At 66.6% G+C, this 24,317-nt stretch carries 24 protein-coding genes; 18 read left to right on the top strand and 6 right to left on the bottom strand.

What is annotated here, in order from left to right; translation table 11 throughout:
* Positions 1-158 precede the first annotated feature (158 nt).
* Positions 159-1,502 (top strand): DNA primase DnaG, encoded by a 1,344-nt coding sequence (dnaG, locus tag HSRCO_RS12245; RefSeq protein WP_259517927.1) that lies wholly within the window; start codon positions 159-161, stop codon positions 1,500-1,502.
* A 7-nt stretch (positions 1,503-1,509) separates the two neighbouring features.
* Here the strand turns inward: dnaG and HSRCO_RS12240 are convergent, their stop codons facing one another.
* Positions 1,510-2,817, bottom strand: a complete 1,308-nt coding sequence (locus HSRCO_RS12240; RefSeq protein ID WP_259517926.1) for a DUF92 domain-containing protein — start codon at positions 2,815-2,817, stop codon at positions 1,510-1,512.
* 113 nt (positions 2,818-2,930) lie between these two features.
* Here HSRCO_RS12240 and HSRCO_RS12235 point away from each other — a divergent pair, with 113 nt between their 5' ends.
* A complete protein-coding gene (locus tag HSRCO_RS12235; RefSeq protein ID WP_259517925.1) occupies positions 2,931-3,539 on the top strand; it encodes an undecaprenyl diphosphate synthase family protein in 609 nt (202 codons plus the stop codon).
* 18 nt (positions 3,540-3,557) lie between these two features.
* Here the strand turns inward: HSRCO_RS12235 and uppS are convergent, their stop codons facing one another.
* Entirely contained in the window at positions 3,558-4,466 is a 909-nt protein-coding gene (gene uppS, locus HSRCO_RS12230) for a polyprenyl diphosphate synthase (RefSeq protein WP_259517924.1), read from the bottom strand.
* Between the two features lie 99 nt (positions 4,467-4,565).
* On the opposite strand from uppS, the gene HSRCO_RS12225 reads away from it, so the two are divergent.
* The 6 genes from HSRCO_RS12225 (at position 4,566) to HSRCO_RS12200 (ending at position 8,807) form a co-directional block, all read left to right on the top strand.
* On the top strand, positions 4,566-4,976 hold the full coding sequence (locus HSRCO_RS12225) for a DUF5778 family protein (RefSeq protein WP_259517923.1): 411 nt from the start codon (positions 4,566-4,568) through the stop codon (positions 4,974-4,976).
* Between the two features lie 267 nt (positions 4,977-5,243).
* Positions 5,244-5,786 (top strand): fasciclin domain-containing protein, encoded by a 543-nt coding sequence (locus tag HSRCO_RS12220; protein ID WP_259517922.1) that lies wholly within the window; start codon positions 5,244-5,246, stop codon positions 5,784-5,786.
* 257 nt (positions 5,787-6,043) lie between these two features.
* Positions 6,044-7,372: a glutamyl-tRNA reductase gene (gene hemA / locus HSRCO_RS12215; RefSeq protein WP_259517921.1), complete on the top strand. Its 1,329-nt coding sequence runs from the start codon at positions 6,044-6,046 to the stop codon at positions 7,370-7,372.
* 68 nt (positions 7,373-7,440) lie between these two features.
* Complete coding sequence (locus HSRCO_RS12210) at positions 7,441-7,716, top strand: 4a-hydroxytetrahydrobiopterin dehydratase (protein WP_259517920.1); 276 nt, start codon at positions 7,441-7,443, stop codon at positions 7,714-7,716.
* Complete coding sequence (gene lwrS / locus HSRCO_RS12205) at positions 7,716-8,081, top strand: LWR-salt protein (RefSeq protein ID WP_259517919.1); 366 nt, start codon at positions 7,716-7,718, stop codon at positions 8,079-8,081. Before HSRCO_RS12210 ends, lwrS begins: the two co-directional genes overlap by 1 nt.
* Positions 8,082-8,156: 75 nt before the next feature.
* Positions 8,157-8,807, top strand: a complete 651-nt coding sequence (locus HSRCO_RS12200) for an HAD family hydrolase (RefSeq protein WP_259517918.1) — start codon at positions 8,157-8,159, stop codon at positions 8,805-8,807.
* Positions 8,808-8,818: 11 nt separating this feature from the next.
* Here the strand turns inward: HSRCO_RS12200 and HSRCO_RS12195 are convergent, their stop codons facing one another.
* Together HSRCO_RS12195 and glp are read right to left on the bottom strand one after the other, a co-directional pair.
* On the bottom strand, positions 8,819-10,702 hold the full coding sequence (locus tag HSRCO_RS12195; protein ID WP_259517917.1) for a molybdopterin biosynthesis protein: 1,884 nt from the start codon (positions 10,700-10,702) through the stop codon (positions 8,819-8,821).
* Positions 10,699-11,922 (bottom strand): gephyrin-like molybdotransferase Glp, encoded by a 1,224-nt coding sequence (gene glp / locus HSRCO_RS12190; RefSeq protein ID WP_259517916.1) that lies wholly within the window; start codon positions 11,920-11,922, stop codon positions 10,699-10,701. The genes HSRCO_RS12195 and glp overlap by 4 nt, the downstream gene beginning before the upstream one ends.
* Before the next feature lie 340 nt (positions 11,923-12,262).
* On the opposite strand from glp, the gene HSRCO_RS12185 reads away from it, so the two are divergent.
* From HSRCO_RS12185 to HSRCO_RS12160, 6 genes are all read left to right on the top strand, one after another.
* A complete protein-coding gene (locus HSRCO_RS12185) occupies positions 12,263-12,613 on the top strand; it encodes an Hsp20/alpha crystallin family protein (RefSeq protein ID WP_259517915.1) in 351 nt (116 codons plus the stop codon).
* A 3-nt stretch (positions 12,614-12,616) separates the two neighbouring features.
* On the top strand, positions 12,617-14,284 hold the full coding sequence (locus HSRCO_RS12180) for an AarF/ABC1/UbiB kinase family protein (RefSeq protein ID WP_259517914.1): 1,668 nt from the start codon (positions 12,617-12,619) through the stop codon (positions 14,282-14,284).
* A 33-nt stretch (positions 14,285-14,317) separates the two neighbouring features.
* Positions 14,318-15,388: an aminotransferase class I/II-fold pyridoxal phosphate-dependent enzyme gene (locus HSRCO_RS12175; protein WP_259517913.1), complete on the top strand. Its 1,071-nt coding sequence runs from the start codon at positions 14,318-14,320 to the stop codon at positions 15,386-15,388.
* A 69-nt stretch (positions 15,389-15,457) separates the two neighbouring features.
* Complete coding sequence (locus HSRCO_RS12170) at positions 15,458-15,835, top strand: translation initiation factor IF-5A (RefSeq protein ID WP_259517912.1); 378 nt, start codon at positions 15,458-15,460, stop codon at positions 15,833-15,835.
* A gap of 1 nt (position 15,836) precedes the next feature.
* A complete protein-coding gene (gene speB, locus HSRCO_RS12165) occupies positions 15,837-16,643 on the top strand; it encodes an agmatinase (protein WP_259517911.1) in 807 nt (268 codons plus the stop codon).
* A 117-nt stretch (positions 16,644-16,760) separates the two neighbouring features.
* Positions 16,761-17,528 (top strand): Nif3-like dinuclear metal center hexameric protein, encoded by a 768-nt coding sequence (locus tag HSRCO_RS12160; RefSeq protein ID WP_259517910.1) that lies wholly within the window; start codon positions 16,761-16,763, stop codon positions 17,526-17,528.
* On the opposite strand, the gene HSRCO_RS12155 is transcribed toward HSRCO_RS12160, so the two are convergent.
* Positions 17,529-18,503 carry a deoxyhypusine synthase gene (locus HSRCO_RS12155; RefSeq protein ID WP_259517909.1) on the bottom strand — a complete coding sequence of 325 codons (975 nt, stop codon included), beginning with the start codon at positions 18,501-18,503 and terminating at the stop codon, positions 17,529-17,531. It abuts the gene before it with no gap.
* 311 nt (positions 18,504-18,814) lie between these two features.
* On the bottom strand, positions 18,815-19,453 hold the full coding sequence (locus tag HSRCO_RS12150; RefSeq protein ID WP_259517908.1) for a hypothetical protein: 639 nt from the start codon (positions 19,451-19,453) through the stop codon (positions 18,815-18,817).
* Positions 19,454-19,689: 236 nt separating this feature from the next.
* Between HSRCO_RS12150 and HSRCO_RS12145 the strand changes: the two genes are divergently transcribed.
* From HSRCO_RS12145 to HSRCO_RS12130, 4 genes are all read left to right on the top strand, one after another.
* Positions 19,690-20,415: a fumarylacetoacetate hydrolase family protein gene (locus tag HSRCO_RS12145; RefSeq protein ID WP_259517907.1), complete on the top strand. Its 726-nt coding sequence runs from the start codon at positions 19,690-19,692 to the stop codon at positions 20,413-20,415.
* Positions 20,416-20,494: 79 nt separating this feature from the next.
* Positions 20,495-20,704: a hypothetical protein gene (locus HSRCO_RS12140; RefSeq protein ID WP_259517906.1), complete on the top strand. Its 210-nt coding sequence runs from the start codon at positions 20,495-20,497 to the stop codon at positions 20,702-20,704.
* 255 nt (positions 20,705-20,959) lie between these two features.
* On the top strand, positions 20,960-22,609 hold the full coding sequence (locus tag HSRCO_RS12135) for an FAD-dependent oxidoreductase (RefSeq protein WP_259517905.1): 1,650 nt from the start codon (positions 20,960-20,962) through the stop codon (positions 22,607-22,609).
* A gap of 280 nt (positions 22,610-22,889) precedes the next feature.
* On the top strand, positions 22,890-24,317 hold the full coding sequence (locus tag HSRCO_RS12130) for an APC family permease (RefSeq protein WP_259517904.1): 1,428 nt from the start codon (positions 22,890-22,892) through the stop codon (positions 24,315-24,317).

Raw genomic sequence — 24,317 nt, 5'->3', positions numbered from 1 at the left:
GTCGCCCACCGCCGGTCCGTCGGCCGAGTGACGACGCTCTCTCGCCACCGGTTCGGGGACTCCCCGCCGTGCACTGCGGTCGTTCCGTCGTCCGTTCGTCCCACGGTGACGACAGCTATTTCCGGCCGCCGACACCTAGTACAATGGGATAGCTGACGATGGAGGACACCGCGAAATATCTCATCCACGCCGACTTCCTCGCCGACGGCGTCGTCGAGCGCAGCGACGTCGTGGGCGCGGTCTTCGGCCAGACGGAAGGCCTGCTCGGCGACGACCTCGACATCCGCGACCTCCAGCAGTCCTCGAAGCTGGGTCGCATCGACGTCGAAGTCCGCCACGAGAGCGGCCAGTCCGTCGGTGACATCACCATCGCCAGCAGCCTGGACCGCGTCGAGACGGCCACGCTGGCGGCCGCCCTGGAGGCCATCGAGCGTATCGGCCCCTCGCACGCCGCCGTCGAGGTCTCGCGCATCGAGGACGTCCGCGCGGCGAAACGCCGTGCGGTCGTCGACCGGGCGAAGGAACTCCTCGCGACGGCCTTCGACGAAGGCGTCATGGACAGCGACGCCATCCTCGACGAGGTTCGCGAGAGTATCCGCGTCGAGGACATCACGGAGTACGCCGGCCTCCCGGCCGGGCCGAACGTCGAATCGAGCGACGCCATCATCGTCGTGGAGGGCCGCTCGGACGTCCTCACCCTGCTGAAGTTCGGCGTCAAGAACGCCATCGCCGTCGAGGGGACGAACGTCCCCGAGGCGGTGGCCGACCTGACACGGGGGAAGACCGTCACCGCGTTCCTCGACGGCGACCGTGGCGGCGACCTGATCCGTCGCGAACTCGCTCAGGTTGGTGACCTCGATTACGTCGCCGTCGCCCCGGAGGGAACATCCGTCGAGGACCTCTCCCGGGCCGAGGTCGACGTGGCGCTCCGGAACAAGGTCACGGCGGACCGATACGCCGAGGCCGACAACGAAGCCGCGGCGACCGACGGGAGTCCGTCTCCAGCGCCGCCGGTCGACGAACCCCAGTCCGACGCCCAGACCGTCGCACCGGGTGGCGATACGGGCCCCGTTCCCGCCGAGGACTCGGTCGACGAAGCCACGGACGAGCCCGTGGCGGCGTCGGCAGGTGACACAGAAGACGGGACGTCCGAGCCCTCCGCAACGGCCGAAGACACGCCAGTGGGGCCGTCTGAACCCCCAACGGACGTCGGTGGCACCCTCGGCGACCACGTCGCCGCGGTGATGGGCTCGGGTCGCGCTCGCCTCCTCGACGACGCGATGGACGTCATCGACGAGGTGGCAGCCGGGGCGGCCTTCGAGACGCTCCGGGACGCCGAGACCGTTCCGCGGGCAGTGGTCCTCGACGGCGAGGTCGCACAGCGGCTCGTCGACGTCGCGGCCCAGCGCGGGGTCAGGGAGGTCGTGGGCAGCGAGCGAGGATCGTTCGTCAAACAACCGACGAGCGTGCGGGTTCGGACCGCTGCCGAGGTCACCGCCTGACCGGTTCTCAGGCGAACGCGAGCAGGTAGAAGAGGCCACCAGCGATGCCACCGACGCTCGTGGCGATGAAGTTCACCGCCTGATTCCCGACGACGGACCCCTCGATGGTGGCGCCGACGACGCTGTCGGCCGTCATGCCCACGAACCCGGCCGCGATCACCACGAGGCCGAACGCCGGTGGGTAGTCGAACAGCCAGATGGTCATGGCGGCGATGACCGCCGCTCCCGCGAGGCCGGCGAGTTCACCCTGCCAGGTGATGGCGCCGTCGGTGCCCGGTTCGACCCGTCGCAGGGTCGTCACGAGACGCGGTTTATCGTAGAGCCCACCGATCTCGCTGGACAAGGTGTCGGCGAGAGCGGTGGCGACGCTACCGGTGAACGCGAGTGCGAACGCCGCTCCCGGCAGGGGTAGGCGGGCGTGCGCCGCGAACAGGAGGAGCGCGACGAGTGCGGCCAGCGAGTTCCCGAGCACGTTTCCGGTCCCCCGCGCTCCCTCGTTGGGTTCGGCGACGCCCCGCTCGAGTTTCTCCTCGTAGCGGTACTTCGTCGCCAGTCCGCCGATGGCGAAGAAGGCGATGAGGACCGCGAACCAGCCGTAGCCGCCGAGGACGACGGCGAGCAGCGCCAGGAACACGCCGGTGAGCATCCCCGGGATGGAGGCCGTCTCGAGGGCGTAGGAGAGGTAGCCGAACACGACGGCGATGGCCATCGCGACGACGATCCGCTCCCAGCCCACTGCGACGGTGAGGTCGGCGAACAGCCAGAGCGAGAGCGCGATGATCACGAGCACGAGGGGGTCGTCGCGGCGGGTGAACATCGAGCGCAGGAGCGCCCCGAGCAGCGCGGCACTCGAGGCGACGAAGAGGAACTCGGGAAAGGCACTCGTCGAGAATACCCCGAGGATGGTGCTGATGGCGACCTGGCCCGCGAAGGCGGCGGTCCCCCCGAGGATCACGAAACCGGCGACGCCGGCGACGGCCGATTGGCGCACCTCCAGGACGGCCCGCCGCCCCAGGTCGCCGAAGCCCACGGTGAGCATCGTCGCGACGAACACCGTGACGGGAAGGTCGAACGTCGGGAGCAACAGCGCGAGTCCGGCGCCGGTGAGACTGAAGGCGATGAGCGTGTACAGCGTGTCCTCGGCGCGGTCCCGGTGTGTGGCGAACGCGTCGAAGAGTTTCCCCTTCGAGACGAGCGAAGCGCCGATGGCAACGGCGACGAACGGCACCGCTGTGTACTCCTCGAGCACCCCGGACGCGAGTGACAGCAGCGAGACGAGGGAGAACGCCGCTGTTCGGCGTAACGGACGAGTCACGTACCGACGCCTTTCGCCGTACGGCACTTAAGGGTCCCGGACCCAGACCGCTGCCAGGCGGCGTGTCAGCGCCGTCCGGTCGTTTTAGGGGGCCGCGGCCCTCACGCCCAATCGTGGGACTGTACGAACGCTACCTCGCCCTCCGCCTCCGTCGCACGCCAGGAGACCCACCGTCGCACGTCGCCCTGGTCATCACCGAACGCGACCTCCTCGAACAGGGAGCCTACGAGACGCTGGAACGGTTCGTCTCCTGGTCGTTCGAGTACGGCGCCGGGCGGGTCACCATCTACGTCAGCGTCCTCGACGAGGCGGTCGTCGACACCCTCGAACGGGAACTCGGCCGGTTGTCCTTCCCGCGACCGGTCGCCATCCGCAGGCCGTCCGATACCGAACCCGCGACCGAACCGATCCAGATCAGTCTCGGTCTGGGCGGCAAACACGAGTTCGCCATGGCGGTCCGCCGCATCGCCGAGGACGTCGAGGCGGGCGCACTGAATGCGGACGACGTCGACGAAACGGAGATAGAGCAACGACTGGTCTTCCCCGAGGAACCCGACCTCGTCATCAAGACCGGGGAGGAGCGCCTCTCGGATTTCATGATCTGGCAGTCGGTGTACTCCGAACTCTACTTCACCGACGTCAACTGGCGGGACTTCCGCGAACGGGATTTCATCCGGGCGGTCCAGGCGTTCGAGAATCGACAGCGGCGGTTCGGTCGATAGGCACGGGAAAGCGGGTCGTCAGTCCACCGGTCGTTCGTCCATCCCTTCGTCCTCGATGGATTCCGGCAGGTGCTCGCGAAGCCGGTCGAGGACTCTTCGTGCCTCCTTGACCTCGCCCCCGAGCGCCCGGACGAGCGCCAGGGCTCGTTTCGCGCGAGTCTGCCGCCAGGACGCCTCGCGCGCCTCGTAGGTGCGGATGGCGCGGAGGAAGTCGATCTTCGAGAACTCCGGCCAGTAGGGGGTACAGAAGAACGCTGCGGCCTCGTTGCCGTTGGCGTGCCAGGGCAGGAAGTTGCTCGTCCGCTCGTCGCCCCCGGTCCGGACGATGAGGTCCACGTCGCGGACGGCCCCGTCGTACAGCCGATCCTCGACGGTCGCAGCGGTCACGTCTCCGGGGTCGAGGTCGCCCCGTTCGACGGCGGCGGCGACCTCACGCGTCGCACCGAGGAGTTCGGTCCGGCCGCCGTACGCGAGGGCGACGTTGAGGGTGAACGCGTCGTAGTCCCCGGTCCGGTGCTCCGCGTATTCGACCGCCTCCTGGACTCGGTCGGGGAGTCGCTCGGTGTCGCCGATGGCCCGGACCCGCACACCGTCCTCGTGGACCCGGTCGGCGTCCGCGAACTCGTAGAGTTTCTCCTCGAGCAGGTCGAAGAGGTGTTCGCGCTCTACTCGTGGCCGTTCGAAGTTCTCCGTCGAGAAGGCGTACAGCGTGAGTTCGTCGACGCCGAGTTCCGAACACCAGTCGAGGACTCGTTCGGTGGTCTGTGCGCCGGCACGGTGACCATCGGTGGCGTCGCTCCCCCGGTTTCGTGCGTACCGACGGTTGCCGTCCTGGATGACGGCGACGTGGGAGGGCGCGCCGGTGATCTCGTATCGGAGGACCCGCTCGTAGACGGACCTGAACTGGGCTCGAAGCCACTGCCGCATCGTGTCAGCGTACGCCGCTATCTGGCAAGAGTGTTCCCCTGTCGGTGTCGGCCCGTCACGACCGTAGTTGGTAAACGGCCCCGGGTAGTACCCCGATTCATGACCGATGCGGCCAACGCGGATCTCTACGAGGAAGCGGTAGCGCTGCTCGAACCGGGTGAGGTCGCGCTCCACGGCGCGGTCGTCCACACGGACATCCCCCAGTCCGACGAACCGGCCATGAGCGAGGCCACCCGCCAGATCGGCGAGGCCATCGCCGCGAACGTCGCGGAGGAGGACACCTACGTCTACGCCGGCGAGGACGACCCTCGGTTCGCCGCCAGCCAGTTCCAGGGTCGCCGACTGGCGGACGACGAGTTCGTCTGGGAGTGCCAGCAACTCCTGCGGGACGGTCACTTCGATCTGGTCTTCTACTGGAAGGCGACCGACGACCACGACGCGATCGTCGAGGGCATCGCCGATCTCGGCTACGAGACCGTCGCGGTCACCGAAGACGGCTACGAGCACTGAACCTGGCGGCGCCGTTTCGGGGATGTTCACCGTCACCGTTACCCGGCTCGTTTCCGTCTCTGCAGACCGTTGCAGCCGGTGTAAGCACCGCTTACACCTCCTCTCGTCCGTGTTCGACTTCTCGGTAGTCGTGCAGTCTTTCGATACTGGCGTCCCGTGGAACGGCCATCGTGGCTCGTGAGCCTGTGATGATTCGGTCGCGTCGCCGCCGGTAATCTCGCTATTACAATCAGGATTGGTGGCCAGGGGGACGTCTGGAGTACGAACGTGAAACACTACAAACGACGGACCGTCCTGAAAACGGTCGGTGGAACCGGTGCACTTCTCGCAGTCGGGACCGGATCGGCAGTGGCACGTGGCCCGCCCTCGGGCAGCCCCGGCCGACAACGGCAGGGTGCAAGTGCCGAGAACACGATATACGATATCGCGGCCGGGAACGATGACTTCTCCACTCTGGTCGCCGCCCTCGATAAAACGGGTCTCGACGACGTCCTCAAGGGAGACGGTCAGTACACCGTCTTCGCACCGACGAATGCTGCGTTCGCGGCATTGCTCGACGACCTCGGGATCTCCGCGGAGGAATTGCTCGCCCGAGATGACCTGACAGAAATCCTCCTGTACCACGTGACGAACGGCCGTCGGTACTCGCCATCGGTCGTCAATGCACCGAAAATCAGGATGCTGAACGAGCAAGACGTTACTGTGGACGGGACCGTGCTCAACGGGAACGTGAACCTCATAACCGACCTCGTCGACATCGAGGCATCGAACGGTGTGATTCACGCCATCGACGGCGTCCTGTTGCCCTGAGCCACTCGCGGATTTTTTGCCGGCGACCGCCGATAGCGGCTTAGCCGATGGCCAGTTAGTGGACCATAGCCGAATATGTTCGGCCAAAAACGCTGGGTAATAGAACGATAACGGGTTTCACCAGCAGCCGTGTCCCCCTCGAGATATGCAGTACCGGCGGGCGTTGGCAGAGACACTGCTCCCTTCGGAAGACTTTACGTCCGGGGGAGAATAGCTTCAAAGCGAACCGTGTGGAAACAGGGTGGGACCTACACATCGTGAACCGACATTCGACGGTCGTGACCGGCGCCCGGGTGACCCACGACGACGCCAGGGTCTGTGACCTCGAGTCGGTCCGACGTGAGACCGAACGCGACCTCCTCGCCGAACTCCGCACCGAGTCGGCGGTCGAGGAGGCGTTCGCCCTCCAGACGTGCCATCGTGTCGAAGTGTACGTCGTGACCGGCGCTGTGGCGGCCGGCGAGGGGGCACTCGCCGCCGTCGGCTTCGATGCCGACGACGCGCACATCATGGACCACGAGGACAGCATCCGCCATCTCATGCGCGTGGCTGCCGGTCTCGAATCGGTCGTCGTCGGCGAGGACCAGATCATCGGGCAGGTCAGGGACGCCTACGAGAACGCCGAATCCGCCGGTGCCATCGGGACGGTACTCGGCGAAGCCATCCCGAAGGCCATCCGCGTCGGCGAACGTGCCCGGACGGAGACGAAGATCAACGAAGGCGTCGTCTCCCTCGGATCCGCCGCCGTCCAGCTGGCCGACCGTGAGGTCGGCATCGCGGGCGCCACCGCTACCGTCGTCGGCATCGGCGAGATGGGGACGTTGACCAGCCTTGCGCTCGACAGGAGCGATGTCGACGATCTGTACGTGGCCAACCGGACCCCGGAGCGCGCCCGGAACATCGTCGACGTCCACGACGTGGATGCGACGGTACTCGGCCTCGGTGACCTCCCGGATCGATTGCCGGAGACCGACGTTCTGGTCGCCGCTACCGGGGCGCAAACGCCGGTGGTCGACGCCGAATGGCTCGCGAACGCGGGCGAGGTCTACTGTATCGACCTCGGACAACCGCGAGACGTCGCCCCGGGCGCGAGTGACCTCCCCGGGGTAACTCTCAGGAACCTCGACGACCTCGACGAGGTGACCGAACGGACCAGAGCCCAGCGGGCGGCCGCCGCCGAGGCCGTCGAGGACATCATCGACGAGGAGTTCGACCGTCTCGTCGAACAGTTCAAACGCAAGCGTGCCGACGAGGTCATCGCCGCCATGTACGACGGTGCCGACCGCATCAGACGTCGCGAGTTCCAGACCGCGCTGGCGAAACTCGACGACAGGGGGACGGTGACGGACGAACAGCGCCAGGTCGTCGAGGCGTTCGGCGAGGCCCTCGTCTCGCAGTTGCTCTCGGCGCCGACGCGGGCGTTGCGCGACGCGGCCGAGGCGGACGACTGGTCGACTATCGCGACGGCCATCCGACTGTTCGACCCCGAATTCGAGGACGAGGACGTCCTCGCCAGCGAGTTCCTCGCCGGGCCGCGCACCGAGGACACGGCGGTCTCCGTGGACGGCGGCGACGCCGACGAATAACCCGCCTACTTTCGACACTCCGGACGAATAGCCCGCATACTTTTCTTTCGGCCAACATATGTGGGTATATGGTAGACGCGCTCGAGGACGACGAGGTAGAATCGAACCTACCGAACGGGTGGGAACTCGACGGTGACGAGATCGTTCGCACCTACGAGTTCGAGGATTATCTGGTCGGGATGTCGTTCGCGGTCGAGGTCGCCGAACTCGCCGAAGAGGAGTTCCACCATCCGGAGATGACCATCGGGTACGAGACCGTCGAGGTACGCTACACCACCCACGAACACGGGGGAATAACCGAACGCGACATCAAGATGGCCGGACTGACCGACGAGCTTCGGTGATGTGGGCCCGTTACCGGTTCGCCGTCACGTTCCGTCTGGACCCGGCCCGTGACGTCTCGCTGGATCCCGATTCCTTCGAGACGAGCATGACACGGGCGGCCGACGATCCGGGCGAACCGGGATGGCGATTCTTCCGGGACACCCTCTGGCGGGGCGAACTCGCCGACCCGGCGCACTTCAGCGCGCTGACCGAGTCGGCGCTCGGCGTGACGGTCCTCTCGGTCGACTATCGGGCGTTCGAGACGGACGAGGAGTATCGACTGGCGCTGAGAGCGGCCATCGAGGACGACCTGCCCTCCTTCAAGGACGATTCGGTCGACGCGGTCCTGAACAAGTACTTCGGCAGCACCACCGAGGTCCGATAGGCCACAGACTGACGGTCACGTTCGGTACGCCGCCCCCAAACGCTCTTGTGGTCGAACCGCCTACGTGCCGACTCGATGGACCCCCGTTCGTACGACGTCTGGCTCCTCGACCTCGACGGGACCCTCGTGGACACCGAGTGGTCGTACACCCGCGAGGTCTTCGACCGGGTCGGCGACGAACTGGGTCGCTCCTTTTCCGATCGCGAAGCGGAGCTCCTCTGGCACGGTCTCGGCGGAACCCGCAACGGCTATCTCCGCCAGTGGGGCGTCGACGTCGACGCGTTCTGGTCGACGTTCCACGCCCTCGAGGATCCCGACGCGAGAGCGGAGGCCACCTACCTCCACGACGACGCGGCGTTCGTCGGGGACCTCGACGCCCCCGTCGGCGTCGTCACCCACTCACAGCCCTTCCTGGCGGGGCCGGTGATCGACGCGCTCGACATCGGCGACTGGTTCGACGTGGTGGTCTCCTGCTCCGACGAGATCGGGTGGAAGCCCGACCCACAACCGGTGCAACTCGCGCTCGATCTCCTCGAAGTGGACACCGCGGACGCGACGGGCGTCCTCGCCGGCGACGGCGCTAGCGACATCGGCGCGGCCTGGAACGCCGGTCTCGACGGGATTCACGTCGAGCGGCACGGCTACGACCACCGGGGCCACTGCGTGCTCGGCGATCATCGCGTCCGCTCGTTCGACGAGTTGTGGGCGACCGGCGCGGCGGACTGATCGCCACCCGTTCAGCGCTCGAAGCCCGGTAGCGACTCGACGATCTCTCCCAGGTCGTCCGTCAGTGCCCGTTCGAGGTCTCGAACACCTGGTTTTTCCCGTCGATCCGCGGCGACGAACACCCGAACTGGCTGGCCGCCCACCGGGACGAACCCGAGCCCGAGGCGTTCGGCCGTGGACCGCAACCCGAGTCCCACGTCGACCGTTCCACTGGCGACCGAACGGGCGGGACTCTCGTGGGCCCGAACCGTGCGTTCGTAGCCCGCAATCTCGCTCGCGACCTCGTGGCGACTCGCGCCCCGTTCGTCGGCGAGTGCGTCGATCGTCGCGTCGAGATCGGCGCGGAGCCCCGAGTTCGTCCCGCGATTCACGAATCGCAAGTCCTCGTCCACCAGCGACTCGACGCCCTGGACTGCGGCTGGATTGCCCGCGGGGACGACGAGCCCCCATTCGCGTTCCCATCTGGCTATCTCCGTCGCATCGGGCGTCGTGGAGAGCGGCCCGGCGGCGACCGCGACGTCTGGAATCCCGTCTCGCAGGCGGCGAAGCCCCTCTCTCGTGCCTTCGGCCAGATACCGGGGCGTCCGGACCGCATCGAGGAGACGGGCCAGGGCCGGGTCGTCCTCGCCCACGCCCAGGACGCGGGGAGCGCGTACGTCGGGCGAGAACAGCGTCACCGTGACCGCTTCGCCCTCGCCCAGGTATTCGGTGTCGGCGTCGACCTCGACGAACCCGTCGGCCTCGACGAGGCTCGTGGTCGCCCCACTCCCCTTGTCCACGGGGTAGACGAGTCGGTCGCCGGCACCGTTCTCGACGAGGCCGACGGGGAGCATGCGCGTTCGGCCTTCGGCGTAGCGTTCTCTGACCGCCATCGTCCCGTCGACGCTCGCCGTCTGTGGTTCGGGGCGGCCGGCGGCCTCGCGGATGGCCGGTGCGACGAAGGTCCGGAAGATCGTCAGCGCCGAGACCGGGAAGCCGGGCAATCCGACGTACGCCGAGTCGTCGAGGCGACCGACCAGCATCGGCTTCCCGGGTTTGACTGCCACGCCATGGAGCAGCAACTCGCCACGGTCCTCGATGACGCGGTAGATGACGTCGACCGCGCTCGCGCTCGTCGACCCGGAGGAGAGGACCAGATCGCACTCGTCGGCGGCGTCGCGGAGGACGCGTTCCATCTCCTCGCGTTCGTCCTCGGCGTGGGGGTAGATCCTCGGCTCACCGCCAGCCTCGGCGACCGCAGTGGCGATGGTGTAGCTGTTGACATCGTAGATCTGGCCCGCCTCGTGGTGCAGCGACTCGCCCGGTCGGACGAGTTCGTCGCCCGTCGAGAGTATGCCGACGGTCGGTTCTCCTTTCACCGGCACTTCGTCGACGCCGAGCGCAGAGAGCAGCCCGATCTCCCGTGCTGTCAGGACGGTCCCGGGACCGAGTCCCCGTTCGCCGGCGGCGATGTCGGCGCCGGCGTCCATGACGGCATCGCCGGGGGCGATGGCCGTGCCGACGAGGACCGACTCGCCGGCCGCCTCCGTTCGTTCGACCATGACCACGGCGTCTGCCCCGTCTGGCATGACCGCGCCGGTGGATATCTCCGCGGCCTCGCCGGAACCGACGACCACGTCGGGCGGCGCCCCCGCGTGGACCTCGCCGACGATTTCGAGTTCGGCCGGATCGGTCTCCTCGGCACCGAACGTGTCCCGGGCCCGAACCGCGTAGCCGTCCTTCCCAGCCCTGGCGAATCCCGGCACGTCGATCGTCGCGTCGACCCGCTCGGCCAGGACCCGGCCTCCGGCCGTCTCGAGTGGGACCGTCACGGTCCCTGGATCGAGGTCCAGTTCCCCGACGACCGTGTGGGCCTGGTCGAGACTCGCGAGGTCGCGGAACTCGCGTCGGGTCATACCATGGCCTCCCACCGTTGGACGACGATCTCGCTATCGGTCGGGTATCCTTCCGTGGATTCGGGCACCTGGACCCAGCCGTCTGCCAGCGCCACCGTCGAGAGCACCCCGGCGCCGCTCGCACTCACCGGGGTGGCGACCCAGCCGTCGTCGTCGCGTTCCAGGGTCACTCGGGCGAAGGTGCGAATGCCTGGTTCGCTTCGGACCTTCCCGTCGAGGCGGGCGGAGACGGTCGGGGGATCGATTCGTTCGGTGCCGAGCGCCCACTTGACGGCCGGCCGCAGGAACTGCATGGCGTTGACGATACAGGAGACCGGGTATCCCGGGAGGAGGATGATCGGGGTCGACTCGACCGCCCCGATGGCGACCGGGTGGCCCGGCTTGAGCGCCACACCGTGTACCACCACCTCACCGAGGTCCTCGACGACGTCGACGGTGAGGTCCCGTTCACCGACCGAGGACCCGCCCGTGGTGACGATAATGTCCGCGTCGAGGTCGCGTTCCAGTGCCGCGCGCAGTCGGTCCTCGTCGTCGGTCACGACGTCGCGGTATCGCGTCGTTCCGCCCCATCGTTCGACGAGTTGGCTCACCGTCAGGCCGTTCGTCTCGATCACTTCGCCGGGGCCCGGGTCGGTCTGTACGACCTCCTCGCCGGTGGGGATGACGGCCACGTCGGGGTGGGCTCGCACCGCCACCTCGCGGACGTCGACGGATTTGAGCAACCCGAGGTCGGAGGGGCGCAACTGGTGGCCCGGATCGTAGAGGTGGGTGCCCGCTTCGACGTCCTCGCCGACCGGTCCCACGTTCTCGCCTTCGGCGACCGCGTCGTACACCTCCAGGTCGTCGCCGACAGCTTCGACGTGTTCGACCATCACGACTGCGTCGGCACCGTCGGGTAGTTCGCTTCCCGTATGCACTCTGACCGCCGTACCCGGATCGACGGTCTCGTCGTCGGTCCGGAGCAGTTCCGGCGACCGATCGCTGGCCCCGAACGTGTCCGTGGCACGCACGGCGAACCCATCCATGGCTGCCCGTGGATACCCCGGGACGTTCGTCTGAGCGGTCACCCCTTCGGCTAACACCCGTCCGTCCGCCTCGGCGAGTGGCACGCGTTCGGTCCCGTCGACCATCTCGACGAGCGATTCGAGCGTGGCTCTGGCCTCCTCGACGCGGGTTCGATGCTTGAATCCCGCGTGTCGTCGATCCCCATGTGCTGTCATGTGGATGTCTTGGTGACCGCGCGAGAAAAATGCGCGGAACCTGTTCCCGTCGTGCCGGATAATCCGGCTTAATTCGGCTAAAGTATCTGCAATCGGGGGCCACGGTCGCCCCCATTCTTTACGGTCCCTCCGTTTGGGTCATACGTCGACTGCGCCCCCGGCCCACCGGGTCACCGGCCAGCTGCCACGACTGGCCGTCGACCCAACGGGGGTATCGCGGTCGGCACGATCGACCAGTTCGATCAGCGACGGAGACGGGGCACTCCCCTGGGGAAGGGGGAAAGTGCGTGGCGGTGTTCCGACCACCGCCTTTTTCGCCTTACGTGACATAGTGCCAGCCATGACCGGACTCAGCGACGCACTAGCTTCTGTACCGGAGGCGGTCTTCGCGGACCTCCTGGAATCCGACGACGCCTACCTCCTGGTATTCGACCTCCCCGGCGTCGAAGCGGACGGTCTCGATCTGACCGTCCGGGACAACCGCCTCACCATCGAGGCCATACGGGAGAAGACGGTCCCCGACGACTTCTGGTTCCGGGAGGAAGAGCGCGCGCTCTATCTCGACGCGGACCTCCCACTCCCACCGGATGCGGCCGGGAACCAGGCCACGGCCGACCTCGATGCCGGTGTCCTGGAGGTCACGCTGCCCAAAGTGTCCGGACGAGAGACACCCGTGCCGATAGAGGGATAACGCGTGGTCGCCGTCCGTGCCTATCGTCGGTTCGTCCTGGTCGCCTGGCAGTTCCTCCCGCTGGTCCTGAGTTACCTCCGTGACAGGCACCGATTCCTCCTGTTCGGTCGGCGCCGCCGCGTCACGTCCGAGATGCGGGTCGAACGCGCACAGACGCTCCTGGAGTCGTTGCTCACCCTGGGGCCGACGTTCATCAAACTCGGTCAGTTGCTCTCGACCCGCCCCGACGTGCTGCCGCCGGAGTACATCGACGTCTTCTCGCAGTTACAGGACCGGGTCCCGCCAGCCGACTGGGCGGACGCCCGGACCGTGATCGAAGACGAACTCGGCCCCGTCGACGAGCACTTCGAGGAGTTCGACACGGAGCCCATCAGCGGGGCGAGTCTCGGTCAGGTGTATCGTGCCCGCACCGACGGCCGCGAGGTCGCGGTGAAGGTGCGTCGGCCGGGTATCGAGGACCTGGTCGAGGCCGACCTGACCGCCATCCGCTGGACGCTGCCGATCATCATCTACTTCGTCGACGACGCGCGTGCGTTCTCGCTCGGGAACCTCGCCGACGAGTTCGGGAAGACGATCCGCGAGGAGATGGACTACGATCGCGAGGCGTCGATGCTGGAGGAGATCAAGGGGAACTTCGCGGACGATCCGATGATCGTCATTCCGTCGGTCGTCCACTCCCATTCCGGTCCACGGGTGCTCACGATGGAGTACGTGGGCGGGACGAAGATCACGGAGGTCGAGGAACTCGACGCGCAGGGTGTGGACCGTTCGGCAGTCGCCGAACGGCTTACGCGCGCGTATCTAAAAATGATTACCCAAGATGGTGTGTACCACGCCGATCCACACCCCGGGAACCTCGCGGTGAAACCCGACGGTCGGATCGTCTTCTACGACTTCGGGATGAGCGGACGGGTCGACTCGTTCGTCCAGGAGAAGATCATCGAGTTCTACCTCGCGGTCGCCAGCCGCGACATCGACGAGATCCTCGACATATTGATCGCGATGGGTACCCTCTCTCCGGACGCCGACCGGGCGACCATGGCCGAGGTGATGGACCTGGCCATCCAGGACGCCCGGGGTGAGGACATCGAGACCTGGCGGGTCCAGCAGATCATCGGCAAGGTCGAGGACACCATCTACGAGTTCCCGCTCAGATTGCCCTCGAACCTCGCGCTGGTGATGCGCGTCGCGACCGTGGTCGAGGGGGTCTGTCTCTCCCTCGACTCGGAGTTCGACTTCATCGCGGTAGCCTCCGAATTCCTCACCGAACGCGGGTATCGCGAGGAATCGATCCGGGCGGTCCTCGAGGACGCGGGCGACGACGTCAGGGATGCCGCCAGGGCCGCCGTCACTATCCCGCCGAAACTGGATCGATCGCTCGATAGTCTCCATCGGGAAGATCTCTTCGTCCGCGCCGGTATCGAGGACCGCAACGGTGCGCTCGACCGACTGGCCAGACGGGTCGTCTACGGTGCACTCACCGGTGCGGGGGTCGTCTCGACGACCCTCCTCTACGTCGTCGACGATATGCTGGTGGCCGGTGGCGCCGCCCTGGTAACCACCGTCGTCGCCATCCTCACGTGGCAGTCGTTCCGCGAACGGCGCGGTATTCGGACCGCGCCACAGGTCACCGAACAGTATCTCGACCAGCGAAAGCGCTACCGCGAGTAGCCCCTTTTTGGTGTCTGCGACCGTCTCGTCGGCATGGACATCGCGCCCTTCGAACTCGAACGGTGGTTCGCCGAGTACGAACACGAGGCCGACCTGATGCTCGCGGAGTCTGGGATCCGGAGCCTCGACGCCGACCGGTTCGACCTCGACCCGGGGTCGCTGGGATACGTCATCCCTACCAACGGTGATCCCGAGTTCAGAGCCGCGGTGGGCGAGCGGTACGGGCGTGGCCCCGAGGAGGTGCTGTTCACGGTCGGCACCCAGGAGGCCAACTTCCTGGCCTTCCAGGCGCTCATGGACCAAAACGACCACGCGGTCGCCGTCACCCCGACCTACCAGGCCCTCCACGCCGTTCCGTCTGCGATCGGCGAGGTCACGCGAGTCGGGCTTCGACCACCCGAGTGGACTCTCGACGTGGATGCTGTCGCCGAGGCCATGCGTCCAGAGACCCAGGTCATCGTCCTCAACAACCCCAACAACCCCACCGGCCGGTACCACTCCCAGGAGACTGTCGCAGCATTGTACGACATCGCGGCCGACAACGATGCCTACCTCCTCGTCGACGAAGTCTATCGGCTTCTCGCCGAGGACCCCCACCCGCCCGCCGCGACCCTCGGCGAGTGGGCGCTCAGCACGGCGAGCGTGACGAAAGCCTACGGACTCGCCGGTGTCAGGTTCGGGTGGCTGGTCGGTAACCAGTCGGTCGTAGAGCGCGCCTGGGAGTGGAAGGACTACACGACCATCTCGCCGACGAAGATCGGCCAGCACGTCGCTCGCCAGGCGATGGGCGACCAGGAGGACGCCATCCTGGCCGCGAATCGGGAACTCGCCGCACGGAACCGGGAGATGGTCCGCGAGTTCGTCGACGAACGGGGCCTCGTGTGGTACGACCCGGTGGGGGTGAACGGCTTCGTCACCGTGCCAGACGGTTTCGAGAGCTCGACGGCGTTCTGCCGCCAGTTCGTCGAGGCGGAGTCGGTGGTGCTCGCCCCGGGGGCGCTCTTTGGGCACGACGACTACTTCCGCATCGGCTTCGGGTTGCCAACCGCGGACCTCGAGGCGGGACTCGATCGACTCGAAACCTTCCTGGACCGCCGCAGGTGACCCGCAGACCCCCGCTCGGGGCGGCGCAGTTCCAAACCACTTATAGCCGGTAAACGAGAATCCCGCGGTATGCCGAAAGAACAGAAAGAAGTTCGCGACCTCCAGGAAGGAAATTACCTGATGATGGATGACGCGCCCTGCAAGATCACCGCCTACAGCACGGCGAAGCCGGGCAAACACGGCAGCGCCAAGGCCCGTATCGAGGGCAAGGGCGTCTTCGACGACAAGAAACGCTCGCTCTCCCAGCCGGTCGACGCCAAGATCTGGGTCCCGATGATCGACCGAAAGGGCGGCCAGGTCGTCAACGTCGAGGGCGACGACGCGCAGATCATGGACCTCGACACCTACGAGACGTTCACGATGCGTATCCCCGAGGGCGTCTCGCTGGCGGCCGACGACGAGATCGAGTACCTCGAGTACGAGGGCCAGCGGAAGATCGTCGACTGAGATGTTCCCCGGCGCGACCACCGAGCGCGACGCGGCGGACTACGTCGTGGTCGGCGCGCCACTCGACGTTTCTACCACGTTCCAGCCGGGCACCCGGTTCGGCCCGGACCGAATCCGACGGTTCGCGGAGACCTTCGACGACTACGACCGCCGCACGGACCAGTTTTTCACCGACCTCGCGGTTCACGACCACGGCGACGTCCACGCCTGGGACGACGCGGCCGAATACCTCGAGTACGTCAACGGCGTCCTCACGGACGTCGTCCGAGACGACGCCGTCCCACTCCTGCTCGGCGGCGAACACACCGTCTCGAAGGCGGGCGTCGAGGCCGTCTCACCCGATATCTTCGTCACTCTCGACGCCCACCTCGACCTCCGGAGCGACTACGCCGGCAACGAGTTGAGCCACGCGACGGTCACCCGTCACGCACTCGAGACCGCCGATCGGGCCGTCATCCTCGGTGCCAGAACCGGCAGCGAGGCGGAGTGGAACCGGGCGGCCGAATCGGACGTCACGGTCGTCGCGCCGGCGGACGTCGCGGACTGGCAACCGGAGTTCGACGCGACTGCCGACGTCTACCTGAGCGTCGACATCGACGGTGCCGATCCGGGCTTTGCCCCCGGAACCGGGACGATGGAGCCGTTCGGACTCACCCCCCGAGAGATGCGCGACGTGGTCCGCGCGGTGGCCCCACAGGTGGCGGGTATCGACGTGGTCGAGGTCAACGACCGGGACGACGGACAGGCCCCCTCGCTGGGGGCGAAACTCCTCAGGACCGCCGTCTACGAGCACGCCGCCAGTCAGTGAGCGACCGCCGCCATCGATTGCTGGCGTGTCCCGCGAAGCGGGTGACGTTCTCGCACGAGGCGCGTCTCGGTGTCCTCTCACGGGAGTTTATATGGGATGGCCGGCCCAATCGGAGACATGGACCGCACAGCGTTCGTCTCTCGGCTCGACGAGTCCCTTCGAACGGCGGCGTTCGCCGACCTGGACGCCAGCGCCAACGGTCTCCAGGTAGATCGCTCGAGCGATTCCATAGAGCGGGTCGCCTTCGCGGTGGACGCGGCCGTCGAACCCATCGAGGCGGCGATCGACTGGGGCGCCGACGTGTTGGTCGTCCATCACGGCCTCTCGTGGGACGGCATCGACCGGGTCACCGGCCGGGAGTACGACAGACTCTCGCGACTGATCCAGGCCGACGTCGGCCTCTACGTCTCCCACCTGCCACTCGACGCCCACCAGGACATCGGCAACGCCGCCGGCATCGCCGACGTTCTCTCACTGACCGACCGCGAACGGTTCGGCGAACTCGGCCCCGAATTCGTCGGACAACGCGGTGTCTTCGCGGCTCCTCGCTCGACCCAGACCGTGCACGGGAAACTCGAGGAAGCCCTCGACCACGGCGGCGAGGGGGTACAGGTCCTGGACTTCGGTCCGGACCTGCTCGAGTCGGCGGCCATCGTCACCGGGAGTGGCGCCGACTGGTTCGACGAGGCGGTGGCGGCCGGCGTCGACGCGTTCGTGACCGGCGAGGGAAAGGGACAACTCTACCACCAGGCGAAGGAGTCGGGGGTGACGGTCTTCCTGGGTGGCCACTACGCAACGGAGACGTTCGGCGTGGCGTCGCTGGCCGACCAGGTCGCGGACTGGGGGCCCGAGACGACGGTCATCGACGCGCCGACCGGGCTCTGATCAGTACAGTTCGAAGCCGCCGGCGACGAGCAGCGGGACGACGAGCGTCGCCTCGGCCTGTACCTGGGTGTAGTTCGTCTCGGTCTCCTTGATCTTGCCCCACGAGACGGCCTCGCTGGGTGGGGCACCGGAGAGCGAACCGTCACCCTCCATCCCGGTCGAGACGTAGACGGCGTAGTCCGCGCCGCCCCGGAAGAGGTTCGTCATGATGGCGTGGTGTTTCGGCACACCCCCACCGAGGACGACGAGGCCGGTCTCGTCGGCGAGGAGTCCCTCCTCGATGAGTTTCTCGTAGTCCTGGAGGATCTCGATGCCCACGTCGTGGTCTGCGGCTTGATTGTAGTAGTAGAGGAAGTTGCCGACCTCGGCGTCGGTCAGCGCTGGACAGAAGACGGGCACGTCGTTGTCGGCGGCCTGTTTGAGAATGGAGTCCTCGTCGTCGAGGGTCTCGCCGAGTTCGGCAGCGAACTCGGTCGGGGTGCGGATGGACTCCTCGGCGAAGAACTCGGGGAAGAAGTCGTTGAGATACGATTCGAGCCAGACGTAGCGGTCCGACGGCACGAAGATGTTGCCGAGGCGGTTGATGCCGCGTTCGCGCATCGCGGCCTCGTCGACGTCCCACTCGCCCATCTTGAACGGTTTGGCCGTCTTGATGACGTCCTCGGTGATCGACCCGGAGGTGGTGATGAGCACGTCGACGTACCCCTCACGAACGAGGGCGGCGACGGTCTCGCGAAGCCCCGAGGAGACGATGTTCGACGTGAGGGTGAGATAGACCGTCGCGTCTGCCTCGCGCATCTTCCGGACGATGTCGACGGCCTCGGCGAGGTGGCTCGCCTGGAAGCCGGTGGTCTCGTAGGCCGAGAGCATCGCCTCGAAGTCGAACTCCCCACGGAAGTCGTAGCCGCGAACGTCGGCGGTGTCGAGGTCCTCCTCGGACCCCGGCACCACGTTCTCGCGCGTGTCGTCGCTCATATGGCACACACCGCGGTCGAGGAATAAGTGTTCACCACTTCGTCCCCGGGTGGGCCGCCGCGACTCCTCCCCCCAAGAGTCCCGGCGTGGACCGCCCGATCTCCCCTGGTCCGGGCGGCGGTGGTTGCGGGGTCGGGGGCTGCTGGGTACAGACTATCCGTTCCCCGGTTCGTGTACACGTGGACACCCCTATTCAAGTCATTGCCAGACACAGACGTGGCCGCTGTCGTGTCGGACACTGCTCGTCGATATCGACACATCCTGTCGAACTCGACAATGGTCGTCGCCCACCCATTCACCTCGAATGTCGGTCAGAGCGGTCTGGCCCGCTCGAACACCGTTCGAAATCGCCGCTCGATGACCTCGAGAAACGCCTCGTTCGAGGTGCCCAAGAGGACTGACGGGAGTCCGTCGTCGTCCGAGACCGTGAGAATGGCGTGGTCGTCGATGATCCCACAGGTGAAGGGAAACTCCTCGTCGAGGACGTATAGATCCGCGCCCGTCGTTTGTTCCGTGAAGAGTTCGTGGTACTCCGGTCGCGTCTCGATGGCTTCCTGGACGGTCTGGTCGAGGACGATGGTCCGGTCGATGTCCCCTTCCCTGGCGACTTCCGTTATCTTCTTCAGCAGGCCGATCGAGACGTACGTGAGCAGGACGTTCGCGTGTTCAGACGCCTCGCGATACCGTTCCTGGACGTACTCCACGGTGGCAAACGGGTATGCCGGGTCCATCTCGATGACCGTCGCGTCCTCGAAGGCAGTGGGACCGGCATCGCAGTCCTCCTTGGCGATGCGTGAGAAGAAGGGACGGAGTTCGTCGACGAGTTCGGCTCGATCCGTGAAATCCTCGTAGGCGTCGAGAATGAACGCCCCACCCACGGACTGCGTTATCTCGCCGTCCCGTTCGTGGATCCACCCCCGTTCGTCGAACTCCTGGAGGGTCCGTTTCACCGTTCGACGTGATGCCTGGATTCTGGAAAACAGCTCGAGACGGGATACTCCCCCCTCGTCGCCCAACGTTCGCAGTATCTCCACGCGGTGTGGCGAATTGGAGAGAAACTGTAACGTGTCGGACCGCTGGCTCATTAATGGGGATTCCGTCACCCCAATACTTCAATCTAACCACAGGTCCTGGCGCGAGCACTGCCATCGAAACGCATAGACGGATCCGTCCCGTCTGTCGGCCAATGCGACTGGCCAGAGCCTGGACCGACGACGGCGTCGTGACCGGCGAGTACGTCGATGGCACTATCGTCACCGACGACGACCGATACGACGTCTGTGCGGGGAGCGCCGACCTCCTCGCGCCGACCGAGCCGACCGCGCTCTACTGCGTCGGGCGCAACTACGCCGCGACGCTCGACCAGATGGACTACGACCGGCCCGAGGACCCCGATTTCTTCATCAAGCCGCCGGCTGCCGTCCTCCCGCCGGAGACCGACATCCCCTATCCGGCGTTCTCCGAAGAGGTCACCTACGCGGGCGAACTCGCGGCAGTGATCGGCGAACGCGCGAAGCACGTCGATCCGGCCGAGGTCCCGGACGTCGTCCGCGGGTACACCATCATGAACGACGTCGACGCTCTCGACCAGCCCGGTCGGACGGCGCGGAAGGCCTTCGACGGGTCCGCCCCGCTCGGCCCCTGGCTCGAGACCGATATCGACCCGCACGGCATCGAGATGTACACCGACGTCGACGGCGAGCGTCGACAGGCGGCCTCGACCGACCAGATGCTCTTCGATCCCAACGAGGTCGTTGCCTTCCTCTCCGACCGGGTCACCCTCGAACCCGGCGACGTGATCGCCTTCGGGAGCCCCGCCAATCCGGGCACCATCGAACCCGGCGATACCGTCGAGATCACCTACGAGGGGATCGGGACGCTCCGGAACGGGGTCGCCGAACCCCGCCGATAGCGTGGCTTCGGTCGCGGAGCCGAGGCAATCCGTTCCGCAAGGACACGCCCTTTGCGGGGTGGGCCCAAATGTCCCCTCCATGACCCAGTCCTGTCCCGCCTGCGGCACCGACGTCGTCCCGTTCACCGAGCTCTCCGAATCAGTGCGCGACCGCCTCGAGGCCGACCCCGAGCGACAGCGCCAGTCGGTTCCCCACCGGCGCGAGAAACACACGGTCTGTCCGGCGTGCGAGTTCGAGATCCACGGCTGCGGCCAGCCCTACGCGATTCCCGAATCGGTCATCGGATAACGGTCGGCCGCGGTGGGAAATCGGTTAGTGTACTCGTCACTGAGTGGTAGGTGGCCGATGACGATGCACTCGTTCGGAGTCGGACTCGGCACCCGGCGATGACGAGCCCTATGAGTGCCGAGGCCGCCGTTCTTCGGGAATGGACCATCGTCGTGTTCCGAGACCGTTCCGGACAGCCTGCATTCGCCGTGAATCGGGCCGCTGCGGGCTCGGTGGATGGGAAAGAGATATGCTCGATCACACTATCTGTACTACATGTCTCAGGGACCAGTCCGGGTAGCCGTTCTCGGCGGGGGCGTCGGGGGCCTGACTGCCGCTCACGAGCTCGCGACGCGCGATTTCACCGTCACCGTCTACGAAGCACGGGACCGCCTGGGCGGGAAGGCCCGCAGTTTCCCCGTCACCACTCCGGATGGGGGCACTGTCCCGGCCGAACACGGCTTTCGGTTCTTCCCCGGTTTCTATCGCAATCTGCACGCGACGATGGACCAGATCCCGCTGGGCGACGGCGGGACGGTGGCTGACAATCTGGTCCACACGGACGAGACGCTCATCGCTGCGACCGATGGTCGGGAGACGATCGCGGAGACGCGAACACCGACGACAGTCACCGAGTGGGCCGAGGCGATCAGACCGACCATCGGCGGCGGCGAGTTGAGCCCCGTGGAGACGACCTACTTTTTGCGGCGCCTGCTCGTCCTGCTGACGAGTTCTCGGGCACGGCGCGAGCGCGAACTCGACCGGGTTTCGTGGTGGGACTTCGTGGACGCCGAGGCACAGTCACCAGCCTACCGCAAATACCTCGCGGAGAGCACACAGGCGCTCGTTGCGCTCAAGCCCCAGCGGGGGAGCGCCCGGACCATCGGCCAGATCTACGTCCAGTTGCTGCTCGATCAGCTCGACCCCAACCGTCCTACTGAGCGGGTGCTCAATGGTCCGACGAGCGAGGTGTGGATCGACCCGTGGGTGACGTATCTGCGATCTCTGGGCGTCGAGTTCCACACCGAGACGCCGGTGACGGGCATCGAAGCGGACGGCGAGCGCGTGACCGGCGTCGAACTGGCGGCGAACGAGCGAGTGAGTGCCGACCACTACGTCGTGGCCCTCCCCGTGGAGGTGATGGCGTCGCTCGTCACCCCCGAACTCGTCCGGGCGGCGCCGTCGCTCTCGAACGTGGGGAGACTGGACACGGCGTGGATGAACGGCATCCAGTTCTACCTCACCGAAGACGTCTCCCTGGCGCGCGGCCACCAGGCCTACACCGACTCGGCGTGGGCCCTGACCGCCATCTCCCAGCGGCAGTTCTGGGACGATGGCCCGTACGATATCGGTAGCGACACCGACGACGCCGTCCAGGGGGTTCTCTCGGTCATTATCTCGGACTGGGAGACGCCGGGGACGGTGTACGGCAAGCCTGCTCGCGAGTGCAGCCGCGAGGAGATCAAAACCGAGGTGTGGGACCAGCTCGAGGCGCACCTGAATCGCGACGCCGAACGCCTCTCGCAGGACATCATCTACGACTGGGTACTGGACCCCGCGATCGTCGAATCAGAGAACGGGATGGCGAACACCGAACCGCTGTTGATCAACACGGTCGACTCGCTTCGCTACCGACCACGAGCAGTGACCGCCGCGCCGAACCTCGTCCTCGCGGCCGATTACGTTCGCACGGAGACCGACCTCGCGACGATGGAGAGCGCGAACGAGGCGGCCCGTCGGGCGGTCCGGGGCATCCTCGAACGGACGGGGACCGACGCCGACCTGCCCGACGTGTGGGGTCTCGACGAACCGCGGCTGTTCGACCCACCCAAGCGTCAGGACGAGGTGGCGTACAGGCTGGGTCTTCCGCATCCGGGCGAGGCAGAACGTGATCTACGGCGGACCGTCAGGGGACTATGGAGCTGAACCGGCCGCCGATCCGTTCCGGAGCCGTTCGAACATCTGTCGACGACAGGTGCCGTCGCCGACCACCTCGATAGCAACGGAAACTTCGCTGTCGGGGCAGCGTTGACACACTATTTGCACGGCCGTCGACGGTATGACGCGGCGAGCACGGTGTCTGACAATCGAGTGGTGGGTGAGGAAAATGGGTTGCGGTGTCCAAGACGGAGTCCCAGTTCCGACACCGATCGCCGCCGGCACGTTTATCGGATTCGGGTCCGACGAACGCACTAGTGACGAATCCGTGACATCAGGCCGGGGATCGACCCAGGGCGTCGGCGAGAACGTCAGCGGGGAGTCCCCCGAACAGGAACCGGACCTCGTCTCCGACACCGTCACCGTCCACGAGGACGTCGAACTCGAGCGGACCATCGGTCTCGCCGGCGGACTGGCTATCGGCATCGGGACGATGATCGGCGCGGGCATCTTCGTCTTCCCGGGACTCGCGGCTGGGAACGCGGGTCCCGCGGCGGCGCTGTCGTTTGCCATCGGTGGGACCATCGCCCTGCTCGTCGCACTCCCGGCCTCGGAGTTGGCGACGGCTATGCCCCGAAGCGGTGGTGGGTATTTCTTCGTCTCGCGAAGCATGGGCACGTCCTACGGGGCGGTCGTGGGCCTCGGTCTCTGGCTCGGACTGGTGTTCGCGGCCGCGTTCTACCTCGTGGGACTCGGCCACTACGCCGCCGCCGTGCTGGCGGAGGTCGGCATCGTCCTCTCGGTCAGTCCGATCATCCCGCTCGGCCTGCTCTTCGGTGTCGGACTGACCGCACTGAGCATCCTCGGGACGGAGAACACGGCGTCCCTGCAGAACGCTGTCGTCGCCATCCTTCTCGTCGTACTGACGCTGTTTCTCACCTACGGCGGCCTCGACGCGCTGGGCCTCTTCGGTCGCGAGGCGGTGCCCGAGGCCCTCTTCCCGCGTGGGTATCTCCCGGTGCTCTCCACGGCCGCACTGGTGTTCACCTCCTACCTCGGCTTCGCCCAGGTGGCGACGGTCGCCGGCGACATCAAACAACCCGGACGGAACCTGCCGCTCGCGATGGTCGGCTCCGTGCTCGTCGTGACGGTCTTCTACGTCGCCACCATCTTCGTCGCGACGAGTGCCTTCGGTGCGGCTCACCTCGCGACCCTCGGCGAGACGGCGATGGTCGAGGTCGCCCGGGAGTTCCTCGGGCTTCCGGGAGCAATCGCCATCCTGTTCGCCGGCCTGTTAGCGACATTTTCCAGTGCGAACGCCTCGATACTCAGCGCCTCCCGCACTGTCTACGCGCTGAGCCGGGATGCCCTCCTCCCCAGGCGGGCCAGCGAGATCAACCTGCAGTATGGAACGCCCCACATCGCCCTGCTCGCGGCGGGCGGACCCATCCTCGTCCTGGTCGCCACCGGCCAGGTCTCCGTGCTCGCGGAGGTGGCGTCCTTTTTGCACCTCATCATGTACGGGTTGATCTGCGTCGCGGTGGTCCTGTTGCGCCGTCGCAACCCGCCGTGGTACGACCCGAGCTATCGGATGCCCGGCGTTCCGGCCCTGCCGGTCGTCGGCGCCATCGCCAGTTTCGGCCTGGTCGTCTTCATGCAACCGGCGGCCATCGTCATCGGTGTCGTCGTCATCGTGGTGGGGTACCTGTGGTACCGCTACTACGCCGGCACCGTCGAACTCAAGGGGGACTTCTGA

The organism is Halanaeroarchaeum sp. HSR-CO (assembly GCF_024972755.1).
Lineage (GTDB): Archaea > Halobacteriota > Halobacteria > Halobacteriales > Halobacteriaceae > Halanaeroarchaeum.
This window is presented reverse-complemented; position numbering and strand designations above follow the sequence as displayed.

Coding starts and splice junctions, on each gene's coding strand:
- HSRCO_RS12175 (WP_259517913.1), top strand. CDS start 14,318: ATGGACATCGCGCCCTTCGAACTCGAACGGTGGTTCGCCGAGTACGAA.
- HSRCO_RS12225 (WP_259517923.1), top strand. CDS start 4,566: ATGACCGATGCGGCCAACGCGGATCTCTACGAGGAAGCGGTAGCGCTG.
- HSRCO_RS12170 (WP_259517912.1), top strand. CDS start 15,458: ATGCCGAAAGAACAGAAAGAAGTTCGCGACCTCCAGGAAGGAAATTAC.
- uppS (WP_259517924.1), bottom strand. CDS start 4,466: ATGCGGCAGTGGCTTCGAGCCCAGTTCAGGTCCGTCTACGAGCGGGTC.
- HSRCO_RS12140 (WP_259517906.1), top strand. CDS start 20,495: ATGACCCAGTCCTGTCCCGCCTGCGGCACCGACGTCGTCCCGTTCACC.
- glp (WP_259517916.1), bottom strand. CDS start 11,922: ATGACAGCACATGGGGATCGACGACACGCGGGATTCAAGCATCGAACC.
- speB (WP_259517911.1), top strand. CDS start 15,837: ATGTTCCCCGGCGCGACCACCGAGCGCGACGCGGCGGACTACGTCGTG.
- lwrS (WP_259517919.1), top strand. CDS start 7,716: ATGTGGGCCCGTTACCGGTTCGCCGTCACGTTCCGTCTGGACCCGGCC.
- HSRCO_RS12210 (WP_259517920.1), top strand. CDS start 7,441: ATGGTAGACGCGCTCGAGGACGACGAGGTAGAATCGAACCTACCGAAC.
- HSRCO_RS12185 (WP_259517915.1), top strand. CDS start 12,263: ATGACCGGACTCAGCGACGCACTAGCTTCTGTACCGGAGGCGGTCTTC.
- HSRCO_RS12155 (WP_259517909.1), bottom strand. CDS start 18,503: ATGAGCGACGACACGCGCGAGAACGTGGTGCCGGGGTCCGAGGAGGAC.
- HSRCO_RS12195 (WP_259517917.1), bottom strand. CDS start 10,702: ATGACCCGACGCGAGTTCCGCGACCTCGCGAGTCTCGACCAGGCCCAC.
- HSRCO_RS12145 (WP_259517907.1), top strand. CDS start 19,690: ATGCGACTGGCCAGAGCCTGGACCGACGACGGCGTCGTGACCGGCGAG.
- HSRCO_RS12200 (WP_259517918.1), top strand. CDS start 8,157: ATGGACCCCCGTTCGTACGACGTCTGGCTCCTCGACCTCGACGGGACC.
- dnaG (WP_259517927.1), top strand. CDS start 159: ATGGAGGACACCGCGAAATATCTCATCCACGCCGACTTCCTCGCCGAC.
- HSRCO_RS12135 (WP_259517905.1), top strand. CDS start 20,960: ATGTCTCAGGGACCAGTCCGGGTAGCCGTTCTCGGCGGGGGCGTCGGG.
- HSRCO_RS12160 (WP_259517910.1), top strand. CDS start 16,761: ATGGACCGCACAGCGTTCGTCTCTCGGCTCGACGAGTCCCTTCGAACG.